Source organism: Ramlibacter sp. WS9 (genome assembly GCF_003797765.1).
GTDB lineage: Bacteria > Pseudomonadota > Gammaproteobacteria > Burkholderiales > Burkholderiaceae_C > Ramlibacter.
Genome location: NZ_RKMB01000006.1, coordinates 164030 through 188556 on the forward strand (window position 1 = coordinate 164030; position 24527 = coordinate 188556).

General features: G+C 63.9%; 28 protein-coding genes. 15 read left to right on the forward strand and 13 right to left on the reverse strand.

All coding sequences use genetic code 11. The annotated features are described in order from the left end of the window. The first annotated feature begins 26 nt into the window (after nt 1-26). Complete coding sequence (locus EEB15_RS12120; protein ID WP_141510115.1) at nt 27-479, forward strand: hypothetical protein; 453 nt, start codon at nt 27-29, stop codon at nt 477-479. A gap of 200 nt (nt 480-679) precedes the next feature. Beyond that, nucleotides 680-2284, forward strand: coding sequence for an SIR2 family protein (locus tag EEB15_RS12125; protein ID WP_199236516.1), 1605 nt, complete (start codon nt 680-682; stop codon nt 2282-2284). A gap of 393 nt (nt 2285-2677) precedes the next feature. Here EEB15_RS12125 and EEB15_RS12130 read toward each other — a convergent pair whose 3' ends face one another. Then, on the reverse strand, nt 2678-4123 hold the full coding sequence (locus tag EEB15_RS12130; protein ID WP_141510116.1) for a hypothetical protein: 1446 nt from the start codon (nt 4121-4123) through the stop codon (nt 2678-2680). Further along, nucleotides 4123-4587, reverse strand: a complete 465-nt coding sequence (locus tag EEB15_RS12135; protein ID WP_141510117.1) for a hypothetical protein — start codon at nt 4585-4587, stop codon at nt 4123-4125. The genes EEB15_RS12130 and EEB15_RS12135 overlap by 1 nt, the downstream gene beginning before the upstream one ends. 661 nt (nt 4588-5248) lie before the next feature. Between EEB15_RS12135 and EEB15_RS12140 the strand changes: the two genes are divergently transcribed. The 5 genes from EEB15_RS12140 to EEB15_RS12155 all read left to right on the forward strand — a co-directional run bounded on the left by EEB15_RS12140 (nt 5249) and on the right by EEB15_RS12155 (nt 8069). Further along, nucleotides 5249-6358, forward strand: coding sequence for a PAN domain-containing protein (locus EEB15_RS12140; protein WP_141510118.1), 1110 nt, complete (start codon nt 5249-5251; stop codon nt 6356-6358). A 273-nt stretch (nt 6359-6631) separates the two neighbouring features. After that, a complete protein-coding gene (locus EEB15_RS12145; protein ID WP_141510119.1) occupies nt 6632-6916 on the forward strand; it encodes a hypothetical protein in 285 nt (94 codons plus the stop codon). A 28-nt stretch (nt 6917-6944) separates the two neighbouring features. Continuing rightward, nucleotides 6945-7283 carry a cupin domain-containing protein gene (locus EEB15_RS12150; RefSeq protein ID WP_141510120.1) on the forward strand — a complete coding sequence of 113 codons (339 nt, stop codon included), beginning with the start codon at nt 6945-6947 and terminating at the stop codon, nt 7281-7283. A gap of 45 nt (nt 7284-7328) precedes the next feature. After that, nucleotides 7329-7499 carry a hypothetical protein gene (locus tag EEB15_RS33635; protein ID WP_158290073.1) on the forward strand — a complete coding sequence of 57 codons (171 nt, stop codon included), beginning with the start codon at nt 7329-7331 and terminating at the stop codon, nt 7497-7499. A 24-nt stretch (nt 7500-7523) separates the two neighbouring features. Then, nucleotides 7524-8069 (forward strand): GNAT family N-acetyltransferase, encoded by a 546-nt coding sequence (locus tag EEB15_RS12155; protein WP_141510121.1) that lies wholly within the window; start codon nt 7524-7526, stop codon nt 8067-8069. Here the strand turns inward: EEB15_RS12155 and EEB15_RS12160 are convergent. After that, nucleotides 8066-8446, reverse strand: a complete 381-nt coding sequence (locus tag EEB15_RS12160; protein ID WP_141510122.1) for a VOC family protein — start codon at nt 8444-8446, stop codon at nt 8066-8068. The genes EEB15_RS12155 and EEB15_RS12160 overlap by 4 nt on opposite strands. Before the next feature lie 89 nt (nt 8447-8535). On the opposite strand from EEB15_RS12160, the gene EEB15_RS12165 reads away from it, so the two are divergent. Continuing rightward, a complete protein-coding gene (locus EEB15_RS12165; protein WP_141510123.1) occupies nt 8536-9081 on the forward strand; it encodes a DUF4256 domain-containing protein in 546 nt (181 codons plus the stop codon). Here EEB15_RS12165 and EEB15_RS12170 read toward each other — a convergent pair. Beyond that, a complete protein-coding gene (locus EEB15_RS12170) occupies nt 9042-9911 on the reverse strand; it encodes a nucleotidyltransferase domain-containing protein (RefSeq protein ID WP_158290074.1) in 870 nt (289 codons plus the stop codon). The genes EEB15_RS12165 and EEB15_RS12170 overlap by 40 nt on opposite strands. Nucleotides 9912-9982: 71 nt before the next feature. On the opposite strand from EEB15_RS12170, the gene EEB15_RS12175 reads away from it, so the two are divergent. Beyond that, nucleotides 9983-10492, forward strand: coding sequence for a DinB family protein (locus tag EEB15_RS12175; RefSeq protein WP_141510125.1), 510 nt, complete (start codon nt 9983-9985; stop codon nt 10490-10492). 8 nt (nt 10493-10500) lie between these two features. Here EEB15_RS12175 and EEB15_RS12180 read toward each other — a convergent pair whose 3' ends face one another. After that, entirely contained in the window at nt 10501-10899 is a 399-nt protein-coding gene (locus tag EEB15_RS12180) for a nuclear transport factor 2 family protein (RefSeq protein WP_141510126.1), read from the reverse strand. Between the two features lie 131 nt (nt 10900-11030). On the opposite strand from EEB15_RS12180, the gene EEB15_RS12185 reads away from it, so the two are divergent. Then, a complete protein-coding gene (locus tag EEB15_RS12185; RefSeq protein WP_141510127.1) occupies nt 11031-11648 on the forward strand; it encodes a peptidylprolyl isomerase in 618 nt (205 codons plus the stop codon). Between the two features lie 45 nt (nt 11649-11693). Here EEB15_RS12185 and EEB15_RS12190 read toward each other — a convergent pair whose 3' ends face one another. The 5 genes from EEB15_RS12190 to EEB15_RS12210 all read right to left on the reverse strand — a co-directional run bounded on the left by EEB15_RS12190 (nt 11694) and on the right by EEB15_RS12210 (nt 17251). Continuing rightward, complete coding sequence (locus EEB15_RS12190) at nt 11694-12773, reverse strand: TRAP transporter substrate-binding protein (protein ID WP_141510128.1); 1080 nt, start codon at nt 12771-12773, stop codon at nt 11694-11696. Between the two features lie 182 nt (nt 12774-12955). After that, the gene (locus EEB15_RS12195; protein WP_141510129.1) at nt 12956-14035 is read right to left on the reverse strand and encodes a TRAP transporter substrate-binding protein; all 1080 of its coding nucleotides are present in this window, start codon (nt 14033-14035) and stop codon (nt 12956-12958) included. A gap of 191 nt (nt 14036-14226) precedes the next feature. After that, complete coding sequence (gene dxs / locus EEB15_RS12200) at nt 14227-16110, reverse strand: 1-deoxy-D-xylulose-5-phosphate synthase (RefSeq protein ID WP_141510130.1); 1884 nt, start codon at nt 16108-16110, stop codon at nt 14227-14229. A 23-nt stretch (nt 16111-16133) separates the two neighbouring features. Next, nucleotides 16134-17027 carry a polyprenyl synthetase family protein gene (locus tag EEB15_RS12205; protein ID WP_233259467.1) on the reverse strand — a complete coding sequence of 298 codons (894 nt, stop codon included), beginning with the start codon at nt 17025-17027 and terminating at the stop codon, nt 16134-16136. After that, on the reverse strand, nt 17024-17251 hold the full coding sequence (locus EEB15_RS12210) for an exodeoxyribonuclease VII small subunit (protein WP_141510223.1): 228 nt from the start codon (nt 17249-17251) through the stop codon (nt 17024-17026). The genes EEB15_RS12205 and EEB15_RS12210 overlap by 4 nt, the downstream gene beginning before the upstream one ends. Nucleotides 17252-17446: 195 nt before the next feature. On the opposite strand from EEB15_RS12210, the gene EEB15_RS12215 reads away from it, so the two are divergent. Genes EEB15_RS12215 through EEB15_RS12230 form a run of 4 tightly spaced genes read left to right on the forward strand, consistent with a single transcriptional unit; the run spans nt 17447 to nt 20924 of the window. Further along, nucleotides 17447-18679 carry an aromatic ring-hydroxylating dioxygenase subunit alpha gene (locus tag EEB15_RS12215; RefSeq protein WP_141510132.1) on the forward strand — a complete coding sequence of 411 codons (1233 nt, stop codon included), beginning with the start codon at nt 17447-17449 and terminating at the stop codon, nt 18677-18679. Nucleotides 18680-18688: 9 nt separating this feature from the next. Next, entirely contained in the window at nt 18689-19588 is a 900-nt protein-coding gene (locus tag EEB15_RS12220) for a DMT family transporter (protein WP_141510133.1), read from the forward strand. Between the two features lie 41 nt (nt 19589-19629). Further along, entirely contained in the window at nt 19630-20517 is an 888-nt protein-coding gene (locus tag EEB15_RS12225; RefSeq protein WP_141510134.1) for a sulfurtransferase, read from the forward strand. A gap of 53 nt (nt 20518-20570) precedes the next feature. After that, complete coding sequence (locus EEB15_RS12230; protein WP_158290075.1) at nt 20571-20924, forward strand: hypothetical protein; 354 nt, start codon at nt 20571-20573, stop codon at nt 20922-20924. A gap of 134 nt (nt 20925-21058) precedes the next feature. Here the strand turns inward: EEB15_RS12230 and EEB15_RS12235 are convergent, their stop codons facing one another. Then, entirely contained in the window at nt 21059-21247 is a 189-nt protein-coding gene (locus EEB15_RS12235) for a hypothetical protein (RefSeq protein ID WP_141510136.1), read from the reverse strand. A gap of 165 nt (nt 21248-21412) precedes the next feature. On the opposite strand from EEB15_RS12235, the gene EEB15_RS12240 reads away from it, so the two are divergent. Continuing rightward, on the forward strand, nt 21413-22174 hold the full coding sequence (locus EEB15_RS12240) for a VOC family protein (RefSeq protein ID WP_158290076.1): 762 nt from the start codon (nt 21413-21415) through the stop codon (nt 22172-22174). Here the strand turns inward: EEB15_RS12240 and EEB15_RS12245 are convergent. Further along, entirely contained in the window at nt 22171-23496 is a 1326-nt protein-coding gene (locus EEB15_RS12245) for a sodium:proton antiporter (RefSeq protein WP_141510138.1), read from the reverse strand. The genes EEB15_RS12240 and EEB15_RS12245 overlap by 4 nt on opposite strands. Before the next feature lie 69 nt (nt 23497-23565). After that, the gene (locus EEB15_RS12250; protein ID WP_141510139.1) at nt 23566-24426 is read right to left on the reverse strand and encodes an alpha/beta hydrolase; all 861 of its coding nucleotides are present in this window, start codon (nt 24424-24426) and stop codon (nt 23566-23568) included. Nucleotides 24427-24527 lie beyond the last annotated feature (101 nt).

Genomic DNA, 24527 nt, shown 5'->3' on the forward strand with positions numbered 1-24527 from the left:
TGCGTTAGATGGCTTAGGGAGATCAAATGGCAACGAAACCAAAGCAGCAGGCCTTCTTTGTGGTTGGTCACTCCAACTGGGGGAAGTCAAGGACCTTGAAGGCGGTGACAGGCAACAGTGTCTACGTGCGTCACATGTCGATAGGTGGGCGTGGTTTCGCGATTCGTCGTCGGTCGAACGACGATATCGACACCGCGCCATGGGCCGCACGCATCGCCGCGCTCCAGAGCGCGGGGCATGCGCACCTCTTGCTAGCGCTTTGCCCGACTGCCCCCGCTGCGCCAGTGCTCCGTCGCCTTGCGCGTGCCTACGACCTCTACTTCTGGGTGATGAAGGATAAATTTCGCGGCACAGGTCAGATCTCTCCCGCCGAGCTCGCATTCCTTCGAGGCTTCGGGAAGGTCAGCGTGTTCAGCGGGCAACATCAGGCTCCTGTGCGAGCACGCGCACTCACGAACTTCATCGTGGCGAACCCCTGAATGCGGACAGTGCCATCTAACGAGTCGCTCGACGCAGTCACACAACGAGAAGCTGCGCCGAGTGAGTTGATGAAAAGGTCGCACTTCCCATCGTGGCACTTCGTTGCCGTAAACCGCAACTCTCACGACGCGCGGCTCGCTCGGGACGGGGAAGTCCCTTTCATTCGTTAGACAGCACAGCAAGCACCTTTGGACGGCACATGGCGACAAAATACCTCCAACACTTCCCAAAGCCGCTTCTGGACGACCTGGTTGCGGGACGTTGGCTACCGATCATTGGTGCCGGATTCTCGAAGAACGCTGTACTGCCAGATGGCAAGCAGATGCCACTTTGGGCCGACTTGGGCACTGGACTGGCAGCAGAGCTCGGCGACTACTCGCCAACAGGAGCGCTCGATGCAATATCTGCATTCGAGCACGAGTTCGGAAGGCCCAAACTAATCGAGCGCTTGTCCGAGGCGCTGCTGATATCCGAGTCGAGGCCTGGCAACGCTCACCAAGCCTTCTGCTCGGTACCCTTTGACCTCGTATGCACCACAAACTTCGATTTCCTGCTTGAGCGCCAGTACGAGAGCATCCCAAGGAATTGCACTCCGCTTGTAGACGAAGAGCAACTTTCGATAAACGTCCGGGACTCGGGAGTGTCGCTACTGAAGCTGCACGGCGACCTGCGTCATCCAGCCAGGTTGATCGCGACAGAAACTGACTACGATCGATTTCTCGACAAGTACCCGATGCTCGCGACCTACTTGGCCAATCTACTAATCACAAGAACGGCAGTGCTGGTCGGGTACAGCCTTGACGATCCAGATTTTCGTCAAGTTTGGCAAGTTGTCGGGGAACGTCTCGGCAGGTCCCGACGAATGGCATACGCAATCGCCGTTGGCTCCAAACCAACTGACGTCTCTAGGTTTGATCGGCGGGGCGTCAAGATCATCAACCTACCGTTGGGTAAATCTAAGTACGGCGAAGTCTTGGCCGACGCGTTTGGAGAACTTCGCGACTATTGGCAAGCTGCTGTCATTCCGTCGAGCCAAGTCAAGGAGGAGCAATCGCTCCGTGAACTGTCTTTGCCGGTAGACGCACAGACGCGCCTTTGCTTTGTTGCGGTTCCACTTTCGTTGCACTCGTTCTATCGCGAGCGAGTGTTTCCGCTTGTGAGGCAACATGGATTCGTCCCAGTTACAGCTGACGACGTTGTAACTCCCGGCGACACGATACTGCCAAAGGTTGACGCTCTAATCGGCAGGGCTCTCCTAATGATTGTCGATGCGTCATCGGAGTTCACGCTCGCTGAGTTTCGGTTCGGCATCCGAAGGCTGCCGGCCGGAAGGATCTTGCTGATTGGGCAGCAAGGCACGCGACTCCCCAGTGACCTTGCCGGTTACCTATACATTCAAAGACCTGATGTAAATCTGGAGGACCCTGACACCTTCCTTGAGGCAGTTCACGAGTGGCTCAGAACTGCTGCAGAGGAGCTTCGCCCAACGCTACTTGCAGAACCTTCTCGGCTACTTGCCGCAGGAGAGAATCGCGCGGCAGTCATCTCGGCAATTTCGCTTTTGGAAAGCGTGCTCAGAAGACGCGTTGACATGCCTGCCGTATCGTCACCTAGAGCTGTCACACTGCGTGATCTACTGCTTCATGCCGAGAAGCAGGGGCTCCTGCGAGACACGCCGATTAAAGTGGTTCAAGACTGGCTGCGAGTTCGCAACGAAGTTGTGCATGGCTTAAAGAACGTTCCGAAGGCCAAGGCAGACCAGATCGTTAGTGGAGTGGAGGCTATTGCGCAGGCAAACTTCTAACGCGAATGCTGCCTGCCCGGCGCGCATAGTCGCCATGTGTTGGCTCGTCAGCCGCTTGTATCCTCGCCTGCAGCATGAGGCCAACAAGTCAATCGACACGGAAACACTACAGCAGGAGGCGGCTTCGCCGCAGTGGCTTCAGCGTCGTTTGACTACGTCTGCCTCTCCGATGGCAGGGCGACAAATTGGGAAAGAGAGCATTGGCAACATGTTCGTAAGCCTCCGGCCGGACCGAGCGGGGTTGGAGGATCTACTCGGTCGTTTACACCATCCGTGATCCAAACCGTAGCGAAGCGGCGGCGCGCGGGCTACCGCACCAAGGGCCTCGCGCGGCCCGAACATGTGCGGCTGGTGCGCGAGACACTGGCGCAGATTGCCGGGCGTTCTCGTGAGCTACGCCTGCGGCAATCCGGCCAGATAAGTCAGCCCGCTGATGCTGGGGAAGAAAACGTACACGCCGCCACGCGTGGTCACGGTGCGGCCAAAACCGGTCAGCGTGGTGTTGGCGGTGCCGTTCTTTCCCAGGCCCGGCAGCGTGAAGGAACTGCTCGCCGGATCGTTCACGCCGAGAAACACGTCCTGGCCGCTGATGTTGAAGACCGCGTTGCCGTCGTTCGATCCGCCCGGACCGGTGGCCGATTTCACAAAGCTGGACACCAGGTTCCACTGGCTGGACAGGAATTCGAACTGGTTCTGCACGCTGGCGTTGATGAAATACCCCACCAGGCCGCGCGTGGCGCCTGCGTCTGGCAGCCGCGGGTCGTAGGGCGGGCCGTAGGGCATGGCGCGGCGCACGATGCGATGGTGCGTGCTGTCGGTGCCCACGACGGCTTCATCGCGCGGATTGTTGCGCCGGATGTGCGAGCCCACGGGGCATTTCAGGCCCAGCGTGTCGTCGGTTGGCGCCTGGCCGGTCACATAGTTGAAGTTGTTCAGCTCGGACGTCGGCAGCACCGGGCCCTGCGTGGTCGGCGCCAGTTCCAGCGGGTTGCCGTTGCGCCAGCGTCCACAGATCTTGGCGGCCAGCATTTCGCTGCTCATGCCGGCTTTCGTCGAATAGGATTCCAGCAAGGCCTCGAACCCCGCAACGTCCTGTTCGAGAATGCGGAACGCCGCGTAGCTGCTGTTGGTGGACAGCTGTGCCGGCGTCACGCTGTAGGTGCCGCCGCTTTCGTTGGCGTACCCCAGCAGAAACTCTCCGGTCAATACTGCCGGTTGATCGTCAGAGGGCTGCTTGGTGGCCGGCGCGCCGATGATGTTGGGCTGCGCAATGCTGTCGCGGTAGCCAAAGTGAACCATGTTGTCGGGCAGCGCGGTGGCATCCTGCGTCGACAACTCGGTGACGGCGCCGGTGAAGGCGGCGCGCAGCTGGGCGGACACGGATTCAAGCACGTCCAGCGAATCGGTCACCCACACGCTGAGCAGCATGTGCACTTGCCCGCCGTTGTTCAGGCCGCCCACCCAGTTTGCCGGTGCGCTGCTGCCCACATCGCCAACGTTGTTGGCCACCTTGAGGTTGGTGGCACCCAACTGGAACGACCCATCGAAACTGAGGAGGTCGGTGGCGCTGACCCCCATGGCCGCCAGGCCCGGGCAGGTGAAGCTCAAGTTCAGGAAGCACGCGGGCTTGGTCGGGGGGCGCTGCGCCGTGGTCACCTTGGGCAGGCCATTGCTGCCGCTGACCAGCGCCTGTATCAGCTGCCCCGTCGCCGCGGCGTTGTCAATGGTCAGAATGAAGTGGCGCGCAAAGTCGACCCGGTAGCCGCGCAGGATGGTGCCCTGCACATCGCTGTGATCGATCGTGGGCGTGGGCAGCCCGGCCGCGGCTGGGGCGGCCATCAGGAAAACGCAGCCAGGATCAGTTGCACCGTCTGCGGGTACGCCGTGTACAGGGACTCATTGGGCTGGTGCTGCGACGCATCGTTGAGGGTGATGAACGCCTCGAACGCGGGCACATTGTTGGCCACGGGTGAAACCGCGGCGCCGCCCACCACAAAGCTCAGAAGCGTGTCGAACACCGCACCCAGCTGCGACACGAAGTCTCGAATGTAGGCGTCGAAGTCGCCGTCGTATTCGGTGATGACGGCCAGCACGAGGGTGCTAGACGGCTCGTTCAAGGCGAGCATGCTGGGTTGCAGGTTGGGCTTGGAGGTGTCGAGCAGCTGGAACCGCGCGAAGTGGACGGTGCCGATCGACTTGAGCGCCGCATCGATGGCGGGCTGGCTGCTCGCCAGGGCTTCGATGATGGCAAGCGGCTTGGTGTTGGCCAGCACGGGCATGTACAGGCTAAGGGGAGAAGTCATCAGGTTTCCTTGGTTGAAGTATCGACAGTCAGTGCATCGGGAGAACGCAGCAAGAATTTGCCGCACGGCCTGGGGCAGGCCGAATACAGATTGGGATTGAGCGGGTGCCGCGAGGCTCGCTGCCCATCGAGGTGACGAGCAGGTTCAACGTCGTGCACGGCAGCGCCGGCACGAACAAGCGAAGTGGCTTTGCCACAAGACCCCCCTGAAAACCATTGGGATGACGGAATTCGTCCCCCGAGGGCGTGAACTATGACCGAGGTTTGGTTTTTGCCGGGTTTCTTTTCCTGTGATGAATTGCCAAGAAACCAGAGCCGATTTGACTCAGAATCACCCTGACCTACGCCCCTGCCTGGGAGCTTGCCTCCTTTTAGTTGACACTCTGACCTAACGGAGAAGCTTCGTGATGCCATTCGATCGCACCGCGACTCCACGGGTCATGAGCTTTGCTGGCACCACCCGCAACTCTGGTCCGTATTGCCGGAGCAGACGATGACGCGTAGCCTCCCTCATTCGGCGATTCGGCATCGACGGTCGCTCACTGCAAAGTCCATCAACGGCTTGTTTTGCGTCGTGAACGACCCTAGACTCGGCAGGTCGCCGGCCAGTAAGCCCGGATTCCCTCAGCAGACCCCGCAGGTCACCGCGCAAGGAGACACCGATGCGTGCACTTCATCTGGCTATGGCCTTCTTGATGCTGGCTTGTTCCAGCGTCTTCGCGCAGGGTCTCACGTTCGAGAACAACGTCAACCGCGGCGGGTCCGACTACCGCAGCTTCGATTTGCCCCAGGCCAGCCCGCAGATGTGCAGCAACGCATGCGCCGGCGAGAGCGCGTGCGTGGCCTACACGTATGTCAAACCCGGCGTGCAGGGGCCCAACGCGAAGTGTTGGCTCAAGAGCAGCGTGCCGGCGGCTACCGCCAATGGGTGCTGCGTCTCGGGCGTCAAGGCGGCCGTGGCACCGCCGGCCGGTAGCGTCACGGTCGAAGACGGTGTCAACCGGCCGGGCGGCGACTACCGGAGCTTCGACCTGCCGCAGGCCATCCCGGGCCTGTGCAGCGCCGCCTGCGCCGCCGACAGCACCTGCAAGTCGTACACCTATGTCCAGCCCGGCGTGCAGGGGCCCAACGCGAAGTGCTGGCTGAAGAACACGGTGCCACCGGCGGTGGCGGGCAGCGGGTGCTGCGTCTCCGGTGTCAAGCCCGGTGCCGGGCCTGTCGTTCCACCCCCGCCCCCACCTCAGACCGCGGGTGGCCACTGGCGACTGGAAGGCCAGCCTGAACGCAGGAACACGTATCCGGAGACCCAGCCGCCGTCCTATCACATCGACAGTTACGAGGCGAACAGCCGCGGCGGCCAGATCAGCGTCACCACCTTCGCCCGCCCGGGCGAGTGCGTACCGGGCGCCGGCATGGTCAACCCCGGCACGTCCCAGTCGTTCACGTTCCGCTGGACTTTCAACCCCGACGCGGGCGCCATGCGGGTGAACGACCGGGTCGCCGTCACCTACTCGGCGCAGGGTTCGGTCAATGCCTGCATGCAGCAGAACCCGATCATGACGATCGGCGCGCCGCAGCGCACCCTGCGCACCTCGGATTCGCGGCATCGCTTTTACACGTTCTCCGGTCCCACCGACCACGTCGGCGGCGACCGCCTGGTTTCTCCCAATGGACCCTACCTGGGACCCCGAGACGAGTTCGAAATCCTGATCAACGGCTTCCGGGTGCCGCTGGCCCTGTCCATCAAGTACCGGTACGTCTGGGTGCCGTGAGGCGACGTTAGACCGCTCCTGCAACTCCCACTGAGACAACGGAGCGCAGGTTTCGTGCTTGCGATTTTTTGGGTGGCCGTGACGCATAGCTTGTCAAGATTGCAGATGTACACGTCCGGTCGCCGTTGTCGCGCAGCAATGGGCTCAACCTAGAATGCTCTTGAATTTGACAGAGGATTCGAAAGAACTGGGTTGGAGAGACGGAACGCTCCGTCTGCACTTCAACTACCACGCGCAGATCGTCTCTCATCCCTCAAACGTCAGGCCACTCGAATGCTGCTCACGCTCGCCACGGCTTTTCTTCTGGTTCCCGCGTACTTCGCCGCGCGCTGGGCGTCACGGGCTCTCACGCCGAAGCTGGCGTTGGCAACCGTGGTGGGCTTGGCGGTTCTCTCGGCGCTTCTCATGCCCGGTCTTCACCGCATCCCGCCATGGCAATTCGAGCCGGCGACCGATCAAGACCTGTTCTTGTATCTCGTCTCCAGCGGCACGTTCTTCACCATGGCCGCACTGGCGATCTTCTTGGCGCAACGTTTGCATAGCGGTCGACCCTCGTAGCTCCGGACAGAGGCGCATACTCTCTCGCATGGCCATTCCGCACGCGAGCTCCGGTCAACTCATCAATGTCCAGCCACTGGGACCGCGTTTGCTGAGCGAGAAGACCACCGCGCTATTCAAGTCAGAGCAACTTGAAGTCATTCGACTCGTGCTTCAGGCGGGAAGGTCGTTCCCTCCGCACAGCGTCCCGGGCGAGATCACCGTACAGTGCATCGAAGGCGAGATGGACGTCACGGCCGAAGGCAGGAGTCATTTGCTGCGCGCCGGGGAGATGCTGTTCCTGTCGGGCGGTGTCGTGCATGGCGTCGTCGCGGTTCAGGATTCTTCGGCCCTGGTCACGATCGTCCTCGCATACCAGCCCCGCTGAGAGTGTTCGAACGTCACGACGCTGACGATCCCTGAAGGAGGCCGCATGCCAACCATCGCCCGTTCCGAGATGTTGTTTCGCGCGCCGGCGAGCACGATCGTCCAGGCGTTTGTGCAGCCAGCGCAGTTGAAGAAATTCTCGATGCGAGTCAGGCAGCGCCGCGCGGCTGGTGCGCGACAAAGCGAAATTGATCGCGGCACACAAATGGGCCTCTGATTGCACACGCTCAAATTTCCAGCAATGGTGCCCGAGCTCCGCGGAGACCGGGTCCACCTGCGCGAACTCACAGAGGCCGATGTGCCCGCCTGGTTCGCGCGCGCGACGGACGCCGAATCGGCCGCGTTGGCGGGCGACCCGATTCCAGAGTCGATCGAAGCGGGGTTTGTGTGGCTCGCCCGCAATCGCGAGCGGTTCCGCCAGCAAACGGGCATCCGGTGGTCGATCGTTCCCAATGGTTCGGCCGAAAGTGTGGGGTCGATTGGGTTGGCGATCACATCCAAGGACGAGCGCATCGCTGAACTGGGCGTCGTCATTGGCCGCGCCTGGTGGGGCAAGGGGCTGGGCACCGCCGCTGCCCAGTTGGTCGCGCGCTATGCAGTCGACGCACTCAACCTCGCCGAGATCCGCGCCGAGCTTCTCCAGTCGAACATGGCCTCGAGGCGCCTTCTTGAAAAGGCAGGCTTTCGGTTCGAGGCCGTCATACCGGATTTCGACCAGTCCGACGCCGGCTCTGTCGACGGACTGCTGTATGTCCTCCGCGGCCCGGACGGCACAGAAACGCCCTAGGCCAAGTCCTCGTGGATGCAGAGGTAGTTGCCCTCGGTGTCCTTGAACCATGCCGCTTTCTCGGCACCCAGCACGCAGATGTGGTCCACCGTCTTGAACCCCGGAAAGTCATAGTCCTCGAACACCACGCCGGCCTTTTTCAGGTCGCGGATGCTGGCGACAATGTCTGAAACCTGGAAGCTGATCGCCGTGTGCTCGGCCTTCGTCCCTTCCGGCTTGGGGAAAAGCGCGAGCGTGGCGCCGCCCACCTTGTAGATGAACTTGCCGTCGGCGTTCAGCCCAACCGGCACGAGGCCGAGGCACCGCTCGTAGAAGGCTCGCGCGCGCTCCATCTCGATCACTGGAAGCATCGTCGTCACGGAGGCATTGGCCAGCATATGCAGTCCTTTCGCTCGGTCCGGTCACACTTGCACAAGGGTCCACACTTGCCCGTCGGCGGGCGGCTGCTAGCATATGCCGGATGACCATGAAAGCACAAGAACGCCAGGAATTGCTCCAGACCTTGAAGGCCCGCTTCGACGCCAACATGCAGCGCCACAAGGGCGTGACGTGGAAGGATGTGCTGGCTCGGCTCGAAGCGGCTCCCGCCGCGCTGCAGGCGCTCGCCCGGATGGAGGCTTCAGGGGGTGAACCGGACGTCATCGCCCGCGAGCAAGCAAACGGCCAGGTCATCTTTTGCGACTGCTCTGCCGAAACGCCGGCCGGGCGCCGAAGCCTTTGCTACGACGACAAGGCATTGAACGAGCGCAAGGAAAACAAGCCACAGGGCAGCGCTGTCGAGATGGCTGCCGAGGTGGGCGTCGAGTTGCTGTCGGAAGAGCAGTACCGCGCGCTGCAACAGCTCGGCGAGTTCGACGTGAAGACATCCAGCTGGATCGCCACGCCCAAGGACGTCCGCTCACTCGGCGGCGCCCTCTTCTGCGATCGGCGCTATGGACGGGTGTTCGTGTATCACAACGGCGCGCAGTCGTATTACGCGGCGCGGGGTTTCCGCGGGTTGCTGCGCGTTTGATGCCACAGTCCGATCCGGGTCTTGAAGTCGCCGACGACATCGGTAACGACGCCGTCGAGTGCCGATTGGATCTCTGTTCGTGACGGCGTCGCCTGTCCACCACCCCACTCAATCAGCGTGTGCAGAGAGGCTGCGAGGTGGGGCCGCACTCCTCCCCACCGGTGAGCGGCGGCGATCCTGTCCGTCGTCCAGGTGACGTCGTGGATGCTCACCAGCCCTGATACGGCAAAGAGCGTCTTCCGGGCGATGCGGCGTGCGAGCGATGCCGGATTGGTTGTATCGAGAAGCTCTTTGCGCCAACGTTCCGCACGCAGGCCAATATCCCCATTGAATCCGCGAGCCGCATTTGTGTCCGCCGGGAAAGCCGGCAGACCGGCCGCGACATCCGGGCCCGTGAGGTGCACGCAGTAGTGCCGCAGAAAGACGCGGTTGCCATAGGCCTCATCGCTCGGCCCTTCGTAGTCGGACATTTGGGCCGGGCCAATCTCTGCGCCCCGGCAAAGCCCGGGAAACGCGGCGGTCAGCGTCGCGGCCACGGCCCGCGCGGACTCGGCGTCTAGCCCGATCGTCACAAGGTCCACGTCAGAGCTGCCGACGCGCGCCGTTCCGGTCGCGACGGATCCGTAGACGTAGAGCGAATGGGCAACATTGGCGGCGTTCACGTGCTCGATCGCCTTGTCGAGGAGGGACCGGAACTCCTGCGATATGTTGCTGCGCCCCGCACCGGTGGTGATCGCGCCGTTTGGGCCTATCCCTTCAAGGGGATCGTGGCCGGTGGGGAGTTGATTGCGTGACATGAACAAGGGAACAGCGGGCGCAGCATGCTTCATCTTATAGTCTGGAGAGCGCCAAGCCGCCGGAAGTCCGGCATTCGCCGGCCCCGCCAAAGTCAGGAACCTCCATGTCCACAACCTTGATCTCCCTGTTCGGCCACAAAGCCTGGGCCAATCGCGAACTGTTCGCCGCTTTGGCCACGTTGCCCGCTGAGCACGCGGAACAGCTCACCACCTGCATCCGCACGCTCAACCACATCTACGTGGTCGACAGGTTGTTTCGTGCGCGACTGGCCGGCGAGCCCGCGCCGTTCGAGGCCACCAATACCAAGGCCACACCCACCCTCGATCAGCTACGCGACGACGCAGCGGCTACTGACGCGTGGTACCAAACCTATGTCGCTTCACTGACCGATGAAAAGGCTTCTGAGGTGATGGACTTCACCTTCGCCGATGGTGACGCCGGTCGGATGTCGCTCGAAGAAATTCTTCTGCACGTCATCACGCACGGCGCCTATCACCGGGGCAACGTCGGCCAGGTACTCAAGTCGATCTCTGTCGCGCCGCCCCGCGACCTGTACACGAAGTTCCTGCATCAGACAGAGCCGTCGCGCCGGGCGCCCCGGCAACAGGCTTAGACGGGCCTTCAGTGCTTCTTCGCGCCGCCGACCGGCGTCTCGGTGTGCATCACGCAGCGCCAGCCATCGTCGGTCAGTATCCAGGTTGAAGAATCGGCCATCTGCTGCGTGACGCCGCCCGACTTGCCGCGGTCGGCCATGCTTTGCTTGACTTCATACGTGAGGATCGCGGTGGAGTCGTTGGGGAAGACTACTTCCACATCGCTCAGTTCGAACGACTTGAGCACTGAGTCGCCCTGCTCCGCCATCTTGCGGTAGCCGTCGTGGTCGAATTTCATCGCGCCGTGGGAACTCACCATGAGCGCCGGCTCGGCGAGCATCGACGTGGCGGTGTCAGGGTCCTGGTCCACTATCGATTGCCAGAACTTGGTTTCGAGGTCGATCAGCGTTTTGCTTGAGGTTCGCATGGAATACTCCTTTTTAAGGCGATCCTCCATGTTGCTGTCGCGGCGAAATCGAGGCGCCAGCAGCGGCGCCACACTCGCGTCGGCCGACTCCTACGGCAGAATGCAATGAGGACCCATCCCGGAGGCTCAGCATGACAGGTCGATCTCCCATCCGCCGCCGAGTTCTGCTGGCCGCCGGCTACCTTGCCGCCGTTACCGCCTTGCCTGCGTCCGCCCAGCCTTCGCGCGGGCCGGTACGCACCCGCGTGGAGACGGCCCTCGGCGCTTTCGTGGTTGAGGTCAACCCAGCGGTTGCGCCGATCACGGTGGCCAACTACCTCGCCCACGTCGATGGCGGGTTTCTGGATAGCGGCTCTGTCTATCGCATCGTCACCTTGGCCAATCAGGCTGCCGCCACCACACACAAGATCGAGGTCGTGCAGTGGGGCCGCAACGAGCCGGAAGGCAAAACGCCGCCCTTCCCTCCCATCGCGCACGAAACCACACAGCAGACGGGCCTGCGCCACCGCGACGGCACCGTTTCCATGGCGCGCAGCACGCCGGGCTCGGCCTCGGCAGAGTTTTTCATTTGCATCGGCGACCAGCCGGCGTTGGACTTCGGCGGCGGGCGCAACCCGGACGGCCAGGGCTTCGCGGCCTTCGGGCAAGTCGTGGAGGGGATGGACGTGGTCCGGCGCCTGCACGCGCAGGGCAAGCCGGAGCAGTTTTTGAAAGCGCCGATCGCGGTGGTTCGCGTTCGGCGAATCTGAAGGCGCGCGAAGATGGATGCCGGCTCGAGTCCGGCATGACGCGCGTTACAGCTTCTGCGACTGCATGAAGCGGTCGAACGTGGCTTCGGTGAAGCGGAACCACAGGTTCTGGTCGGAACGGAACTTGTTGTAGTCGGCGTAGACTTTCTTCCAGTTCTCGTTCTTCGCGCTCAGCTCTTCGTACAGGCCCATCGCCTGCTTGAACGCCTCGGCCATCACGTCGGCGGGGAACGGGCGCAGTTTCGCGCCGGCGCCCACCAACTGCTTGAGCGCGGTGGGGTTCTTCACGTCGTACTTGGCCTGCGTTTCCACGTGCGCGAAGGTGCTGGCCATCTCGACGATGGCCTTCTGCTCTGCGTTCAGCGCGTCGTAGGCCTTCTGGTTGACGTACAGGTCCAGCTGCAAGCCGCCTTCCCACCAGCCGGGGTAGTAGTAGAACGGCGCGACCTTGTTGAAGCCCAGCTTCTGGTCGTCGTACGGGCCGATCCATTCAGCGGCGTCGATGGTGCCTTTTTCCAGAGCCGTGTAGATCTCACCGCCGGGGATGTTCTGCGGCACGCCGCCCAGGCGCTCGAGCACCTTGCCCGCGAAACCGCCGATGCGGAACTTCAGGCCCTTCAGGTCCTTCACGCTCTTGATCTCCTTGCGCATCCAGCCGCCCATCTGCGCGCCGGTGTTGCCGCAGGGAAAGCTGATCATGTTGTACCTGGCGTAGAACTCGCGCATGAGCTTCAGGCCGTTGCCCTCGTAGGTCCACGCGCTCATCTGCCGGCTGTTCAGGCCGAAGGGGATGGCGCCCCCGATGGCGAACGTCTCGTCCTTGCCGAAGAAGTAGTACGGTGCGGTGTGGGCTGCGTCCACGGAACCTTGCTGCACGGCGTCGACCACGCCGAACGCCGGCGTCAGCTCGCCGGCCGCGTGAACGGACACTTCGAACTTGCCACCGGACAGCTGCTTGACCTTCTGCGAAAACACTTCGGCCGCGCCAAAAATGGTGTCGAGCGATTTGGGAAAGCTGGAGGCCAGGCGCCAGCGGACGGCGGCTTGCGCGTGCACGGCCGGCGCGATGCCGGCGGCCAGAACGCCCGCGATGCCGGCATGCTTGATGAGGGAACGACGATCCATTGTTCTTTCTCCTGGGTTGATGAATTCAGCGGCGCGATGATGCGATGGCGCCGGGCGCGAAGCCTTTCAACCCACTTACGAAGAACCACGTATGCCCGCGCTGTGTCAGGTTTCTGAAAAGCAAAAAAAAGCCGCGCACGAGGCGCGGCGAGAAATTCCGGAAAGGAAAAAGGAAACGGGTCTTACAGCTTCTGCGCTTGCATGAAGCGGTCGAACGTGGCTTCGGTGAAGCGGAACCACAGGTTCTGGTCGGCGCGGAACTTCGAGTAGTCGGCGTAGATCTTCTTCCAGTTCTCGTTCTTGGCGTTGAGCTCTTCGTACAGGCCCAGGGCCTCCTTGAAGGCTGCGGCCATGACGTCTTGAGGGAAGGGGCGCAGCTTGGTGCCGGCACCCACGAGCTGCTTCAGCGCGTTGGGGTTGAGGCCGTCGTACTTGGCCTGCATCGTCACGTGGGCCTCGGCGGCCGCTGCCTGGACGATGGCCTTGTTCTCGGCCGACAGCGCGTTGAACGCCTTGTCGTTGATGAAGAAGTCGAGCTCGGGGCCGCCTTCCCACCAGCCGGGGTAGTAGTAGAACGGGGCGACCTTGTTGAAGCCCAGCTTCTGGTCGTCGTACGGACCCACCCACTCGGCGGAATCGATCGTGCCCTTTTCGAGCGCGGTGTAGATTTCACCGCCGGGGATGTTCTGCGGCACGCCACCGACGCGCTCGAGCACCTTGCCGGCGAAGCCGCCGATGCGCATCTTCAGGCCCTTGATGTCCTTGACCGACTTGATCTCCTTGCGATACCAGCCGCCCATCTGGGCACCGGTGTTGCCGCCGAGGAAATTAATGATGTTGTACTTGGCGTAGAACTCGCGCATCAGCTTCATGCCGTTGCCTTCGAGCATCCAGGCCGTCATCTGGCGGCTGTTCAGGCCGAAGGGGATGGCGCAGCCCAGGGCGAAGCACTCGTCCTTGCCGAAGAAGTAGTACGGCGCCGTGTGGGCCATTTCGACGGAGCCTTGCTGCACGCCGTCGACCACGCCGAAGGCGGGCATCAGCTCGCCGGCCGCGTGAACGGAGATTTCGAACTTGCCGCCCGACATCGCCTTGACGCGCTCGGCGAAAGTGACGGCGCCGCCGAAGATGGTGTCCAGCGCCTTCGGGAAGCTGGAAGCGAGGCGCCAGCGAATGGCGGCCTGGGCATGTACTGCCGGGGCGATGCCCGCGGCCAGTACGCCGGCAATACCGGCATTCTTGATGATTGATCGACGATCCATGGATGCGCTCCTCTAGCGTGGAAGTTGAACTGGAGACTCAAAGATTCGAGACAACTATTTGCTGCCCTGATCTGCCCGCAATTCTAGGAACGCGCCCACTTAGGTACTCAGGGGTTTTCCCTTGAGAAATACCCGGAATCCTTTGGTTCTCAGCCTCCTGTCAGCAAAGCTACAGGAACCAAAAGAACGTTTTAACCGACGACCTTCAACGCGGGCGGCATGCGCTCCACAAGGTCGCCGAAGCGCGCGAGCACCGATGCTTCGATGCCCGCCGCATCGAGCCCCTGGAGCGCGAGCAGCTTGCCCGGATCGCCGTGTTCGATGAATTCGTCTCGCAAGCCCAGTTGCAGCAGCGGCTTCAGCACACCGGCCGCCTGCAGCGCTTCACCCACCGCGCTGCCCGCGCCGCCGATCACCGCGCCCTCTTCCACCGTGACCAGCGCTTCGTGACCGCCCGCGACTTCCAGCAGCAGCGCGACATCGATCGGCTTGGCCCAGCGCATGTTGACCACCGTGGCGTTCAGTCGCTCCGCCGCCGCCAATGCCGGATAAAGCAGCGTGCCGAAAGCGAGGATCGCGACGCGCTTGCCTTCGCGCCGCACCTCGCCTTTGCCGAACGGCAACGCTTCGAGGCCCGGCTCGGTGGCCACGCCCGCCCCCGCGCCACGCGGATAACGCACGGCCACCGGATGGCTTTGCTCGAACGCCGTCGAGAGCAGCTTGCGGCATTCGCGCTCGTCGGCCGGGCAGGCGATGCTCACGTTGGGCACGCAGCGCAGGAAAGGTATGTCGTACGCGCCCGCATGCGTCGCGCCGTCCGCGCCGACCAGGCCCGCGCGGTCCAGCGCGAACACCACCGGCAGATTCTGCAACGCCACGTCATGCACCAGCTGGTCATACGCGCGCTGCAGGAAGGTGGAATAAATCGCCACCACGGGCTTCAACCCTTCGCAGGCCAGGCCGGCGGCGAAGGTGACCGAATGCTGTTCGGCGATGCCGACGTCATAGCAGCGGGTGGGAAACTGCGTCTGGAAGTCCACCATGCCCGAGCCGATCAGCATGGCGGGGGTGATGCCGACCAGGCGCGAATCCTTGGCGGCCATGTCGCACAGCCACTGGCCGAACACCTGGGTGAAGGTCTGCTTGGGCGGCGCCGTGGGGTTGAGGATGCCCACCGCAGGGTCGAATTTGCCGGGCCCATGATAGGCCACCGGGTCGGCCTCGGCCAGCTTGTAGCCCTGGCCCTTCTTGGTAACGACGTGCAGGAACTGCGGGCCCTTCAGGTGCTTGATGTTCTCCAGCGTGGGCACGAGCGAATCGAGATCGTGGCCGTCGATCGGGCCGATGTAGTTGAAGCCGAACTTCTCGAACAGCGTGGCTGGCACGATCATGCCCTTGGTGTGCTCTTCCAGGCGCTTGGCGAATTCGAACAGGGGCGGCGCCACCTTCAGCACGTTCTTGCCGACGCTCTTGGCCGCGGCGTAGAACTGCCCGCTCATGAGCTGCGCCAGGTAGCGGTTCAGCGCGCCCACCGGCGGGCTGATCGACATGTCGTTGTCGTTGAGGATGACCAGCAGGTCGCATTCGGCCACGCCGCCGTTGTTCAACGCTTCGAAGGCCATGCCGGCGCTCATCGCGCCGTCGCCGATGATGGCCACGGCCTTGCGGTTCTCGCCCTTCTGCTTGGCCGCCAGCGCCATGCCGAGCGCCGCGGAAATGCTGGTGGACGAGTGCGCGGTGCCGAAGGCGTCGTACTCGCTCTCGCTGCGTTGCGGAAAGCCCGACAGGCCGCCCAGCTGGCGCAGCGAGTTCATGCGGTCGCGCCGGCCGGTGAGGATCTTGTGCGGGTAGGTCTGGTGGCCCACGTCCCACACCAACCGGTCGTACGGCGTGTTGAAGACGTAGTGCAGCGCGATGGTCAGTTCCACCGTGCCCAGGTTGGAGCTGAGGTGCCCGCCCGTGCGCGACACGCTGTCCAGCACGAACGCGCGCAGTTCATCGGCCAGCGGTTTGAGCTGGGCGCGCGGCAGCTTGCGCAGGTCCGCGGGGTCGTTGATCGTTTCGAGCATCGCCATGTTTTTCCGTCGTATCCGTGGGATCAGCTGTCGCGGTCGACCACCATCATCGCCAATGCCTGTAAAGCCTGAGTGTCCGCCAGGCCGCTCGCTTCCAGCGCCTGCAGCGATTCCTGCAGCAGTTCCTGCGCGTAAGTGCGGGAGCGATCCAGCCCCAGCAACGACACGTAGGTGGGCTTGTCCTGCGCGGCGTCCTTGCCCGCGGTCTTGCCCAGCGTCGCTGAATCGGCCGTCACGTCCAGGATGTCGTCCACCACCTGGAATGCCAGGCCCATTGCGGCACCATAGCGCATCAGCGCCCCACGCGCAGTGTCGTCGCAGGTGCCGCAGGCCGCGCCCATCATCACGCTGCCTTGCAGCAGCGCGCCCGTCTTCAGGCGGTGCATTTCGCGAAGCTGGGTTTCATTCAAGGCCAGGCCCACGCTCGCCAGGTCGATCGCCTGCCCGCCGGCCATGCCGGAGTGGCCCGCGGCCCGGGCCAGGAGTCGGCAGAGCGCAGCCTGCACGGCAGCCGGCACGGCCTCGCCGTCAGGCGCGAGCAGCTCGAAGGCCAGCGCCTGCAGCGCGTCACCCGCGAGCAGCGCCTGGGCCTGGCCGAACTTCACGTGGACCGTGGGCTTGCCGCGGCGCAGGATGTCGTTGTCCATGCAGGGCATGTCGTCATGGACCAGCGAATAGGCATGAATCAGTTCCACCGCGCAGCCTGCGCGCAAGGCGGCCTCGTCGTTGCCTTGCACCGCTTCACTGGCAGCCAGCACCAGCAACGGACGCAGACGCTTGCCGCCGTCGAGCACGGCGTAGCGCATCGCATCGCCCAGGCCCGCCGGCGCGTCGTCTATGACCCAGTCCGACAGGGCCTGCTCGACGCGCGTCAGGCGTTCGTTGCTCCAGGCACGCAGGTCAAAGAAAACCCTCACTCTTGCGTCCACGGCTTGAGCGTGCCTTCGTCCAGCACTTTGATCTGATTCTCCACGGCCTGCAATTTTTCACGGCAGAACGTCAGTAATTCGGCCCCGCGCTGATAGCCGGTGAGCAATTGTTCCAGCGGCAATTGCCCGGATTCGATCAGGCCGACGAGCTGTTCGAGCTCTTCCAGCGCGGCTTCGTAGCTGGCTGGGGTTGTAGGGGAGGCCTTGGGCATGTTCATCGAGCGATTCAAACCAGCGATTCTAGAGTCCCCAGAGCCGGCCCGAGCAGAGCCCGGAGGGTACAATCCCCTTCCCTCAACCCGGGTGCAGCCCGGTTTTTTTGTGTGGAAGTTTCCCTCGCGCGCATTTTCTACGGATCAAGCGCTTCCCTGCCCCTTAATAGGGGGAGTCTCTAGGTCAGGTCACCCATGTCTGATTTAAGTCTTCAACTGCAGCAGGCCGCAAGCCAACTACCAGTTTCCAGTTACTTCGACGAGGCGCTGTTCAAGCGCGAGATGGACGCCATCTTTCAGCAGGGGCCCCGCTATGTGGGGCACCAGCTTTCCGTCCCGAACCAAGGTGACTACTACGCCCTGCCCCAGGAGGGTGGCGGCCGCGCCTTGCTGCACACGCCCAAAGGCGTGGAGCTCATCTCCAACGTGTGCCGCCACCGGCAAGCCGTGATCCTCAAGGGCCGCGGCTCCGCGGAGGCCAAGGGCGGCGGCAACATCGTCTGCCCCCTGCATCGCTGGACGTACAGCGGGGGCAACGGCAGCCCGGCCGGCACCCTGTTGGGCGCGCCGCATTTCGCCGAGGACCCGTGCCTGAACCTCAACAACTACCCGTTGCAGGAATGGAACGGACTGCTGTTCGAGAAAGGACCGCAAGGCCGCGATGTCGCCGCCGACCTGGCCGGCCTGGGCCCGCGCGCGGACCTGGACTTCACCGGCATGGTGCTCGATCGCGTGGAAATGCACGAGTGCAACTACAACTGGAAGACCTTCATCGAGGTCTACCTCGAGGACTACCACGTCGGCCCGTTCCATCCGGGGTTGGGCAGCATGGTCGACTGCGAAGACCTGCGCTGGGAGTTCAAGGACAACTACTCGGTGCAGACCGTGGGCGTGGCCAACCGCCTGGGCAAGGCCGGCAGCCCGGTGTACGAGCGTTGGCAGAATGCGCTGCTGCAATACGGCAACGGCCAGCAGCCGAAGTACGGCGCGATCTGGCTCACCTACTACCCGCACATCATGGTCGAGTGGTACCCGCACGTGCTCACCGTCTCCACGCTGCACCCGATGGGCCCGGAAAAGACCATGAACATGGTCGAGTTCTACTACCCCGAAGAGATCGCGGCATTCGAGCGCGACTTCGTCGAAGCGCAGCAGGCCGCCTACATGGAGACCTGTGTGGAAGACGACGAGATCGCCGAGCGCATGGATGCCGGCCGCAAGGCCTTGATGCTGCGCGGCGACAACGAGGTCGGCCCGTACCAGAGTCCGATGGAAGACGGCATGCAGCACTTCCACGAGTGGTACCGCGAGAAACTGGCCCCCCCCCGAAGCGCCTCCGGCGATGCCCCCTCGGGCGTTGCCCTCTCCCCCTCAAGGGGGCGCCTCCAGCGGCCCGGCGAAGCCGGTTCCGCGGCGGCCGCGACCTGACTCCGAAAATTGCAAGCCCTCTGGATGGTCCTGGGCTCGTTCTTCTTCGCCACCATGGCGGTGTGCGTGAAGTACGCGTCCGCCTGGTTCAGCAGCTCGGAGCTGGTGTTCTACCGCGGCGTGCTGGGCATGCTCTTCATGTGGCTGCTGGCGCGCGGGCAAGGCGTGAGGCTGGCCACGAACTATGGCGGCATGCACTTCTGGCGCAGCCTGGTCGGCGTGATCTCGCTGGGCGCGTGGTTCTACTCGCTGGCCGAGTTGCCGCTGGCGACCTCCATGACGCTGAACTACATGAGCAGCGTTTGGATTGCAACCTTCCTGGTGGGCGGGGCACTGCTCGCCTGGAACCCGCGCCGCGGCGCGGCTGCGCCTTTGCGGCAGGGTGCGCTCGTCGCCACCGTGCTGGCAGGGTTCGCGGGTGTGGTGATGATGCTGCGACCCACCATCGAGCAGAACCAGGTGTTCGCCGGCCTCATCGGCCTGATGTCGGGCCTGACGGCGGCTTTCGCGTACATGCAGGTGATGGCGCTGGGCAAGCTGGGCGAGCCGGAGACGCGCACGGTCTTCTACTTCGCCGTCGGCTCCACGGTCGCGGGCGCGCTGGGCATGGTCGTCACGGGGCTTTCGGCGTGGGACTGGATGCATGCGTTGTGGCTCATCCCCGTCGGGGTGCTCGCCTCGCTCGGCCAGCTGTGCATGACACGCGCCTACAGCCATGGCGCAACGCTGGTGGTGGCCAGCCTGCAGTACTCCGGCATCGTCTTCGGCGCGATCTACAGCATCACGCTGTTCGGCGACCGCATTCCGCTGCTGGGTTGGGCCGGCATGGCGCTGATCGTGGGAAGCGGCGTTGCCGCGACGGTGTTGCGTGCACGCGCCGCGCCCGATTCGCCGGCGGAAGAACACTAGGCTGCGTCGCAATCCGTGGTGGATCGCCGCATAATTTACCTATGTATTCCACCCTCATTTCAGCCCAGCAGCTTCAAGCAATACAGACCAGCGGCCAGCCGCTCATGATCTTCGACTGCAGCTTCGACCTCATGAACCCCGCGGCCGGTGAAGAGCAATACCGCAAGACGCACATTCCGGGCGCGGTTTACGCCAACCTGGACACGGACCTGAGCGACCAGGGCGTGGTCGATTCCGACGGCAGGCACCATCCCCACCCCGACGCCGCTTCGGGCGGGCGGCATCCGCTGCCCAGCCGCGAGAAATTCGCCATGTGGCTGTGCAGCGTGGGATTTGCCAACGACATGCAGGCGGTGGTGTATGACCGCAACGGTGCCAACTACTGCGGGCGCCTGTGGTGGATGCTGAAATGGGCGGGCCACGATGCCGTGGCCGTCCTCGATGGCGGTTTGCAGGCGTGGCTGGCCGCAGGCGGACAGGTCACGGACCAAGCCGAACCGTCCCACTTCCAGTCGAACTTCGAGCTTGGCCCGGCGCTGCGATCGCTCGTGACCACGACCGACGTCGTGAAGGCGCTGGGCAAGCGTGAACAGACGATCATCGACGCGCGGGGGACGCCGCGCTACAAGGGCGAGGTGGAGCCGTTGGACCCGGTGGCCGGCCACATCCCCGGTGCCTTGAACCGGCCCTTTACGCAGAACATCGGCGCGGACGGCAAGTTCAAGCCGGCGACGCAGCTCAAGGCGGAGTTCGACCAGCTACTTGCCGGGCGGGCCCCGGCCACCGTCGTCCATCACTGCGGTAGCGGCGCGAGTGCCATACCGAACGTGATTGCGATGGAGTTGGCCGGATTCGGCCCCACTGCCCTCTACGCGGGCAGCTGGAGCGAATGGTGCAGCGACCCGAAGCGGCCGGTCGAGAAAGGCTAGACCGGCCGGGCCTTCGCGGCTGACGTTACTTCGTCGTCGTCGTGGCCGTGCTGGTGGAGTTCGCAACGCCCGACGTGTCGCTGGAGCTGCCGCCAGCCGTGCTGCCGGAGCCGGACGTGGAACCCGAAGCGCCCATCGAGCTTGTGCTGCCGCTACCGGAAGGGGAACCGCTGGCGCTGGTGCTGCCGGACGTGTCGCTGCCAGCCGCGGTGGAACCGCTGGTGCTGCCGCCGGCCGTGCTGCCACCTGCAGGCGTGCTGGTGCTCGACGAACTGGTCGAGGTGGATGGCGTGGTGGCGGCTTCGTCGCGCTTGGTGCAAGCACCCAGGGAAACGGCGGCGACCAGTGCCAGCGCGGCGCATGTTGTGAGGGATGCGTTCATCGGGAAACTCCTTGGGGATTGTTGAATCGAGAAGGGCAGCCTGCGCCGCCCTGGGACACGACTCTAGAGGGCCATACGGGTTTACGCTTGTCGGCGACTGCCGCAGAAGGATGTAGGACAAACGCAGAGCCAGCCCGGCTCATCGGGGCGTCGGGCGACTCAGCTCTTGCCGCCTTGTTCCGCCGGCGTCTTGGTCGTCTGTTTCACGGCCTTCTCGGCGGCTTGTGCGGAATTGCCACTGTCGGCTGTGCCCGTGTCTTCGGGCTGCATGTCGGTGCTGGGGGTCTGATCGGTGCTCGCGTCGCGGTCATCCTTGGCAACGTTCGATGGCTTGTCTGGTCGGTTCATGTCGAGCTCCTTTAAAAAGCTGGATCGATGAGCCCACTTTCGGGCACGCGCACGCGCAGCGATGTCGGCCATCGCAGGACAAGCCTGTAGTCCACGCAAGCTTGACGGCGCGCGTGCGTGTGTTAAACCCGCGTTGCCCCGTCACACCGCCACAGGATGCAATCGATGAGCTACCACGCCGGCAAATTCACCTGGTTCGAACATCTCTCCGCCGACCCCGCCAAGGCCCGGGAGTTCTACGAAAAACTCTTCGGATGGAAAGTCGAAACGTTGTCCGCACCCGGGCGCGACTACGACATGGTTCAGAACGGCGGCGAAGGCATCGCAGGCCTGCTGCGCGCTCCGTCCGGCGTGCCCACGCACTGGGCCAGCTATCTTTCAGTCACGGATGTGGACGCGAGCTTCGACGCGGCCTTGGCCGCGGGCGCGAAAGCGCTGATGCCCCCGTCGGACTTCGCAGGCGTCGGCCGCGGCGCCACCTTTGCAGACCCCACCGGCGCTGTCGTCTCGTTGTGGAAGGGCCTGCAGGGCGACCGCCCCGACCGCGACCCGACCCCTGCAGGCGACTGGATCTGGAATGAACTGCTCACGCCCGACGTGAACCGGTCGCTCGCCTTCTACGAGGGACTGTTCGGCTACACCCACGACGAGATGAGGATTGGCGACGGCGCAACCTACTACATCCTCAAAAGCCCCGACGGCAAGCCCCGGGCCGGCCTGATGAAAACGCCGCACGCAGACACGCCGCCGATGTGGCTGCCATATGTGCGCGTGGAAGAAGCCGACGCGACGGCGGCGCGTGTGGCACCTTTGGGCGGCTCGCTGACGATACCGCCGCAGGACGTGCCCACCGTCGGGCGCCTTGGCGCGCTGGTGGATCCGCAGGGCGCGGCCATTGCGTTCATTCAACCCGCTGTGATGGCTTAGCTTTTTTTCCGCCGCCGCAGCGTCTTCTCATACGCAGCCATCATCGGCGTCACGGAGATTCCGTGCAGGACAATGGACGTCACCACCACCGACAGCGTGAGCGCAATCAGCGGATCGCGCAGGTCGCTGGGCACACCGTGGTTGAGCGCATACATCAGGTAGTACAGCGAGCCGACGCCGCGGATGCCGAACCAGCCGATCAGCCATCGCTGCCCCGACGAAACCGATGACCCTGCGAGGCCGAGCGCGACGGCCACCGGCCGCACGACCAGAAACAGAATCGGCACCAGCCACCATGCGCCACTGTGCCACTGCACCGCCCACAGCATGGCGCCGATGGTGATGACGACGGCCACTTCACCGATGCGCTCCACCTGCTCGTTGAAGCCCAGCACCGCCTGCGCCATGAAGGCCGGTGCATGGCGCGGGTCCACCGCCGCGGCTTCGGCAACGGTCTTGTCCGGGTGGACGTGGGCTTCGGCGGCGGCACGGCGGCTCGCGGCGCCGGCCGTCTCGGATTGCTCCAGGTAGCGCAGAGCAATGCCTGCGGCGAACACTGCAAGGAAACCGTTCGCATGAGCCAGTTGCGAGATGCCGTAGGAAAGCGCGACCAAGCCCATTGCGAGGAAGTCGTCCAGGCCCACCGCTTCCTTGTGTTCGCGACGCAGGTACAGCACGATGCGGCCCACGCCCAGCCCCAACAGGCCGCCGATCGATGGGCCCACCGTGGCCGCCCACAGGGTGTCGACGGCCAGCCAGCGCCAACCCCATGTGCCGATGTCGTGCAGGCCCATCAGGCCCAGACCCAACAGCACGAATGGAAACGCCGTGCCGTCGTTCAACCCGCCCTCGCCGGTCAAGGCGAAGCGCAACCGGTCACGGTCGCCGGGCCGCTGAACCTGCACATCGGAGGCCAGCACCGGATCGGTGGGCGCGAGGATCGCCCCCAGCAGCACGCACGCGCCCGGGGGCCACCCCAGGAAGGCATATGCGACGGCGGCGATGCACAGCACCGTCACGATCATCGACGTGATGGCCAACCGCAACGGCGGCAGCCAACGCCTGTCGCGCACGCCGGGACTGAGCTTGAGCCCTGCCGTGAAAAGCGACACGAGGACGACCACTTCGGTCAGCCGCTCCAGCAATACGGTGTGCTCGTGCGGGTCGGCGGAAAGCAGGTTCAAGCCCCAAGGGCTCACCGCCAGACCCGCCCCGAGGTAGAGCATGGAGGTCGACAACGGCAGCCGGCCCAGCACGGTGCCGCTGAGCGCCATGACGATCAGCAGCACCCCCACGACAACCGACCAGACGGCGAACTCCATGCGGCCTATTGTTGGGCTCGGCCGGTCACGGCCGTGTGAGGAAATGCCTCGACTTGGCGCCCGCTCGCCCTAGAGGACGCCCAACGCGCCCGCCAGCGCCTTTCGGAAGCTGGGGAACTTGTGAACGTCGCTGTGGCCAGCACCTTCGACCCGGAACAGCTGCGCATGCGGCGCTGCCGTGCAGAGCGATTCGCTGTGGTGAATGCCGATCAGCTCGTCCTTGTCGCCATGCAACAGCATGATCGGGCCGCTCAAACGCCCGGCATGTTCGGCCGTGTGCAGCGGATAGCGCAGCACCTTGCGCGGCACCCATGGATAGAGTTCCTCGGCCAGCGCGCGCATGCTGCTGTACGGTGAGACGAGCATGGTGAGGTCGGGGGTGCGCCCGGCGGCGGAAAGCTCGGCCGCCAGGCCGGCGGCCAGCGCCGTGCCGAGCGACTGGCCGGCGATGACCACCCGCTTGCCTTCGTACTGGCTGGCGAAATACTCCCAGACGTAGCGCACGTCGCCGCGCAACTGGTCTTCGCTTTCGATGCAGGCGGTGCTCTTGCCGTAGCCGCGATAGTCGAACATCACCACATCGAAATTGACTTCGCGGAACGCATCGATGTCGCCAAGGCAGTCCGTGAGGTTGCCCGAGTTGCCGTGAAGGAAGAAGACCACGCCGCGTGGGCTCGGCAGCTTCAGATGCGCGGCGGAGAGCTTCGCGCCAGGCACGTCGATGGTCAGTTCCTCGACATCGGGATCGCTGGACAGCACGTGGTCGGCCGCCAAGGGCGTGGGCTCGAACAGCAGGCGTTCCTGCCGGAACCAGAGCCAGCCGATGGCCGCGGTGTAGGCCGCGCCCACTACCGCGATGAGGCCGAGAGACAACAACCCGTACATCATGTGGCGGGGCGTACTGTCCTTCGACTGCTTCTGATTGGCCATTTGTACGCTCCTTGGCGCTGCCGCCTGTGAGCCAATGTGCAGCCGCGCCTGCCTCAGCCGTGTAGGAATCGGTCGGCGCGAAGCGTAGGCGCCGCAAGCGA

Bases quoted from the DNA above. Each gene is read 5' to 3' on its own strand.
- EEB15_RS12195 (WP_141510129.1), bottom strand. From the start codon at position 14,035: ATGGATCGTCGATCAATCATCAAGAATGCCGGTATTGCCGGCGTACTG.
- EEB15_RS12235 (WP_141510136.1), bottom strand. From the start codon at position 21,247: ATGAACCGACCAGACAAGCCATCGAACGTTGCCAAGGATGACCGCGAC.
- EEB15_RS12225 (WP_141510134.1), top strand. From the start codon at position 19,630: ATGTATTCCACCCTCATTTCAGCCCAGCAGCTTCAAGCAATACAGACC.
- EEB15_RS12165 (WP_141510123.1), top strand. From the start codon at position 8,536: ATGAAAGCACAAGAACGCCAGGAATTGCTCCAGACCTTGAAGGCCCGC.
- EEB15_RS12180 (WP_141510126.1), bottom strand. From the start codon at position 10,899: ATGCGAACCTCAAGCAAAACGCTGATCGACCTCGAAACCAAGTTCTGG.
- EEB15_RS12140 (WP_141510118.1), top strand. From the start codon at position 5,249: ATGCGTGCACTTCATCTGGCTATGGCCTTCTTGATGCTGGCTTGTTCC.
- EEB15_RS12120 (WP_141510115.1), top strand. From the start codon at position 27: ATGGCAACGAAACCAAAGCAGCAGGCCTTCTTTGTGGTTGGTCACTCC.
- dxs (WP_141510130.1), bottom strand. From the start codon at position 16,110: ATGGCGATGCTCGAAACGATCAACGACCCCGCGGACCTGCGCAAGCTG.
- EEB15_RS12185 (WP_141510127.1), top strand. From the start codon at position 11,031: ATGACAGGTCGATCTCCCATCCGCCGCCGAGTTCTGCTGGCCGCCGGC.
- EEB15_RS12135 (WP_141510117.1), bottom strand. From the start codon at position 4,587: ATGACTTCTCCCCTTAGCCTGTACATGCCCGTGCTGGCCAACACCAAG.
- EEB15_RS12190 (WP_141510128.1), bottom strand. From the start codon at position 12,773: ATGGATCGTCGTTCCCTCATCAAGCATGCCGGCATCGCGGGCGTTCTG.
- EEB15_RS12175 (WP_141510125.1), top strand. From the start codon at position 9,983: ATGTCCACAACCTTGATCTCCCTGTTCGGCCACAAAGCCTGGGCCAAT.
- EEB15_RS12125 (WP_199236516.1), top strand. From the start codon at position 680: ATGGCGACAAAATACCTCCAACACTTCCCAAAGCCGCTTCTGGACGAC.
- EEB15_RS12250 (WP_141510139.1), bottom strand. From the start codon at position 24,426: ATGGCCAATCAGAAGCAGTCGAAGGACAGTACGCCCCGCCACATGATG.
- EEB15_RS12210 (WP_141510223.1), bottom strand. From the start codon at position 17,251: ATGCCCAAGGCCTCCCCTACAACCCCAGCCAGCTACGAAGCCGCGCTG.
- EEB15_RS12170 (WP_158290074.1), bottom strand. From the start codon at position 9,911: ATGAAGCATGCTGCGCCCGCTGTTCCCTTGTTCATGTCACGCAATCAA.
- EEB15_RS12240 (WP_158290076.1), top strand. From the start codon at position 21,413: ATGAGCTACCACGCCGGCAAATTCACCTGGTTCGAACATCTCTCCGCC.
- EEB15_RS12150 (WP_141510120.1), top strand. From the start codon at position 6,945: ATGGCCATTCCGCACGCGAGCTCCGGTCAACTCATCAATGTCCAGCCA.
- EEB15_RS12145 (WP_141510119.1), top strand. From the start codon at position 6,632: ATGCTGCTCACGCTCGCCACGGCTTTTCTTCTGGTTCCCGCGTACTTC.
- EEB15_RS12215 (WP_141510132.1), top strand. From the start codon at position 17,447: ATGTCTGATTTAAGTCTTCAACTGCAGCAGGCCGCAAGCCAACTACCA.
- EEB15_RS12160 (WP_141510122.1), bottom strand. From the start codon at position 8,446: ATGCTGGCCAATGCCTCCGTGACGACGATGCTTCCAGTGATCGAGATG.
- EEB15_RS12245 (WP_141510138.1), bottom strand. From the start codon at position 23,496: ATGGAGTTCGCCGTCTGGTCGGTTGTCGTGGGGGTGCTGCTGATCGTC.
- EEB15_RS33635 (WP_158290073.1), top strand. From the start codon at position 7,329: ATGCCAACCATCGCCCGTTCCGAGATGTTGTTTCGCGCGCCGGCGAGC.
- EEB15_RS12130 (WP_141510116.1), bottom strand. From the start codon at position 4,123: ATGGCCGCCCCAGCCGCGGCCGGGCTGCCCACGCCCACGATCGATCAC.
- EEB15_RS12155 (WP_141510121.1), top strand. From the start codon at position 7,524: ATGGTGCCCGAGCTCCGCGGAGACCGGGTCCACCTGCGCGAACTCACA.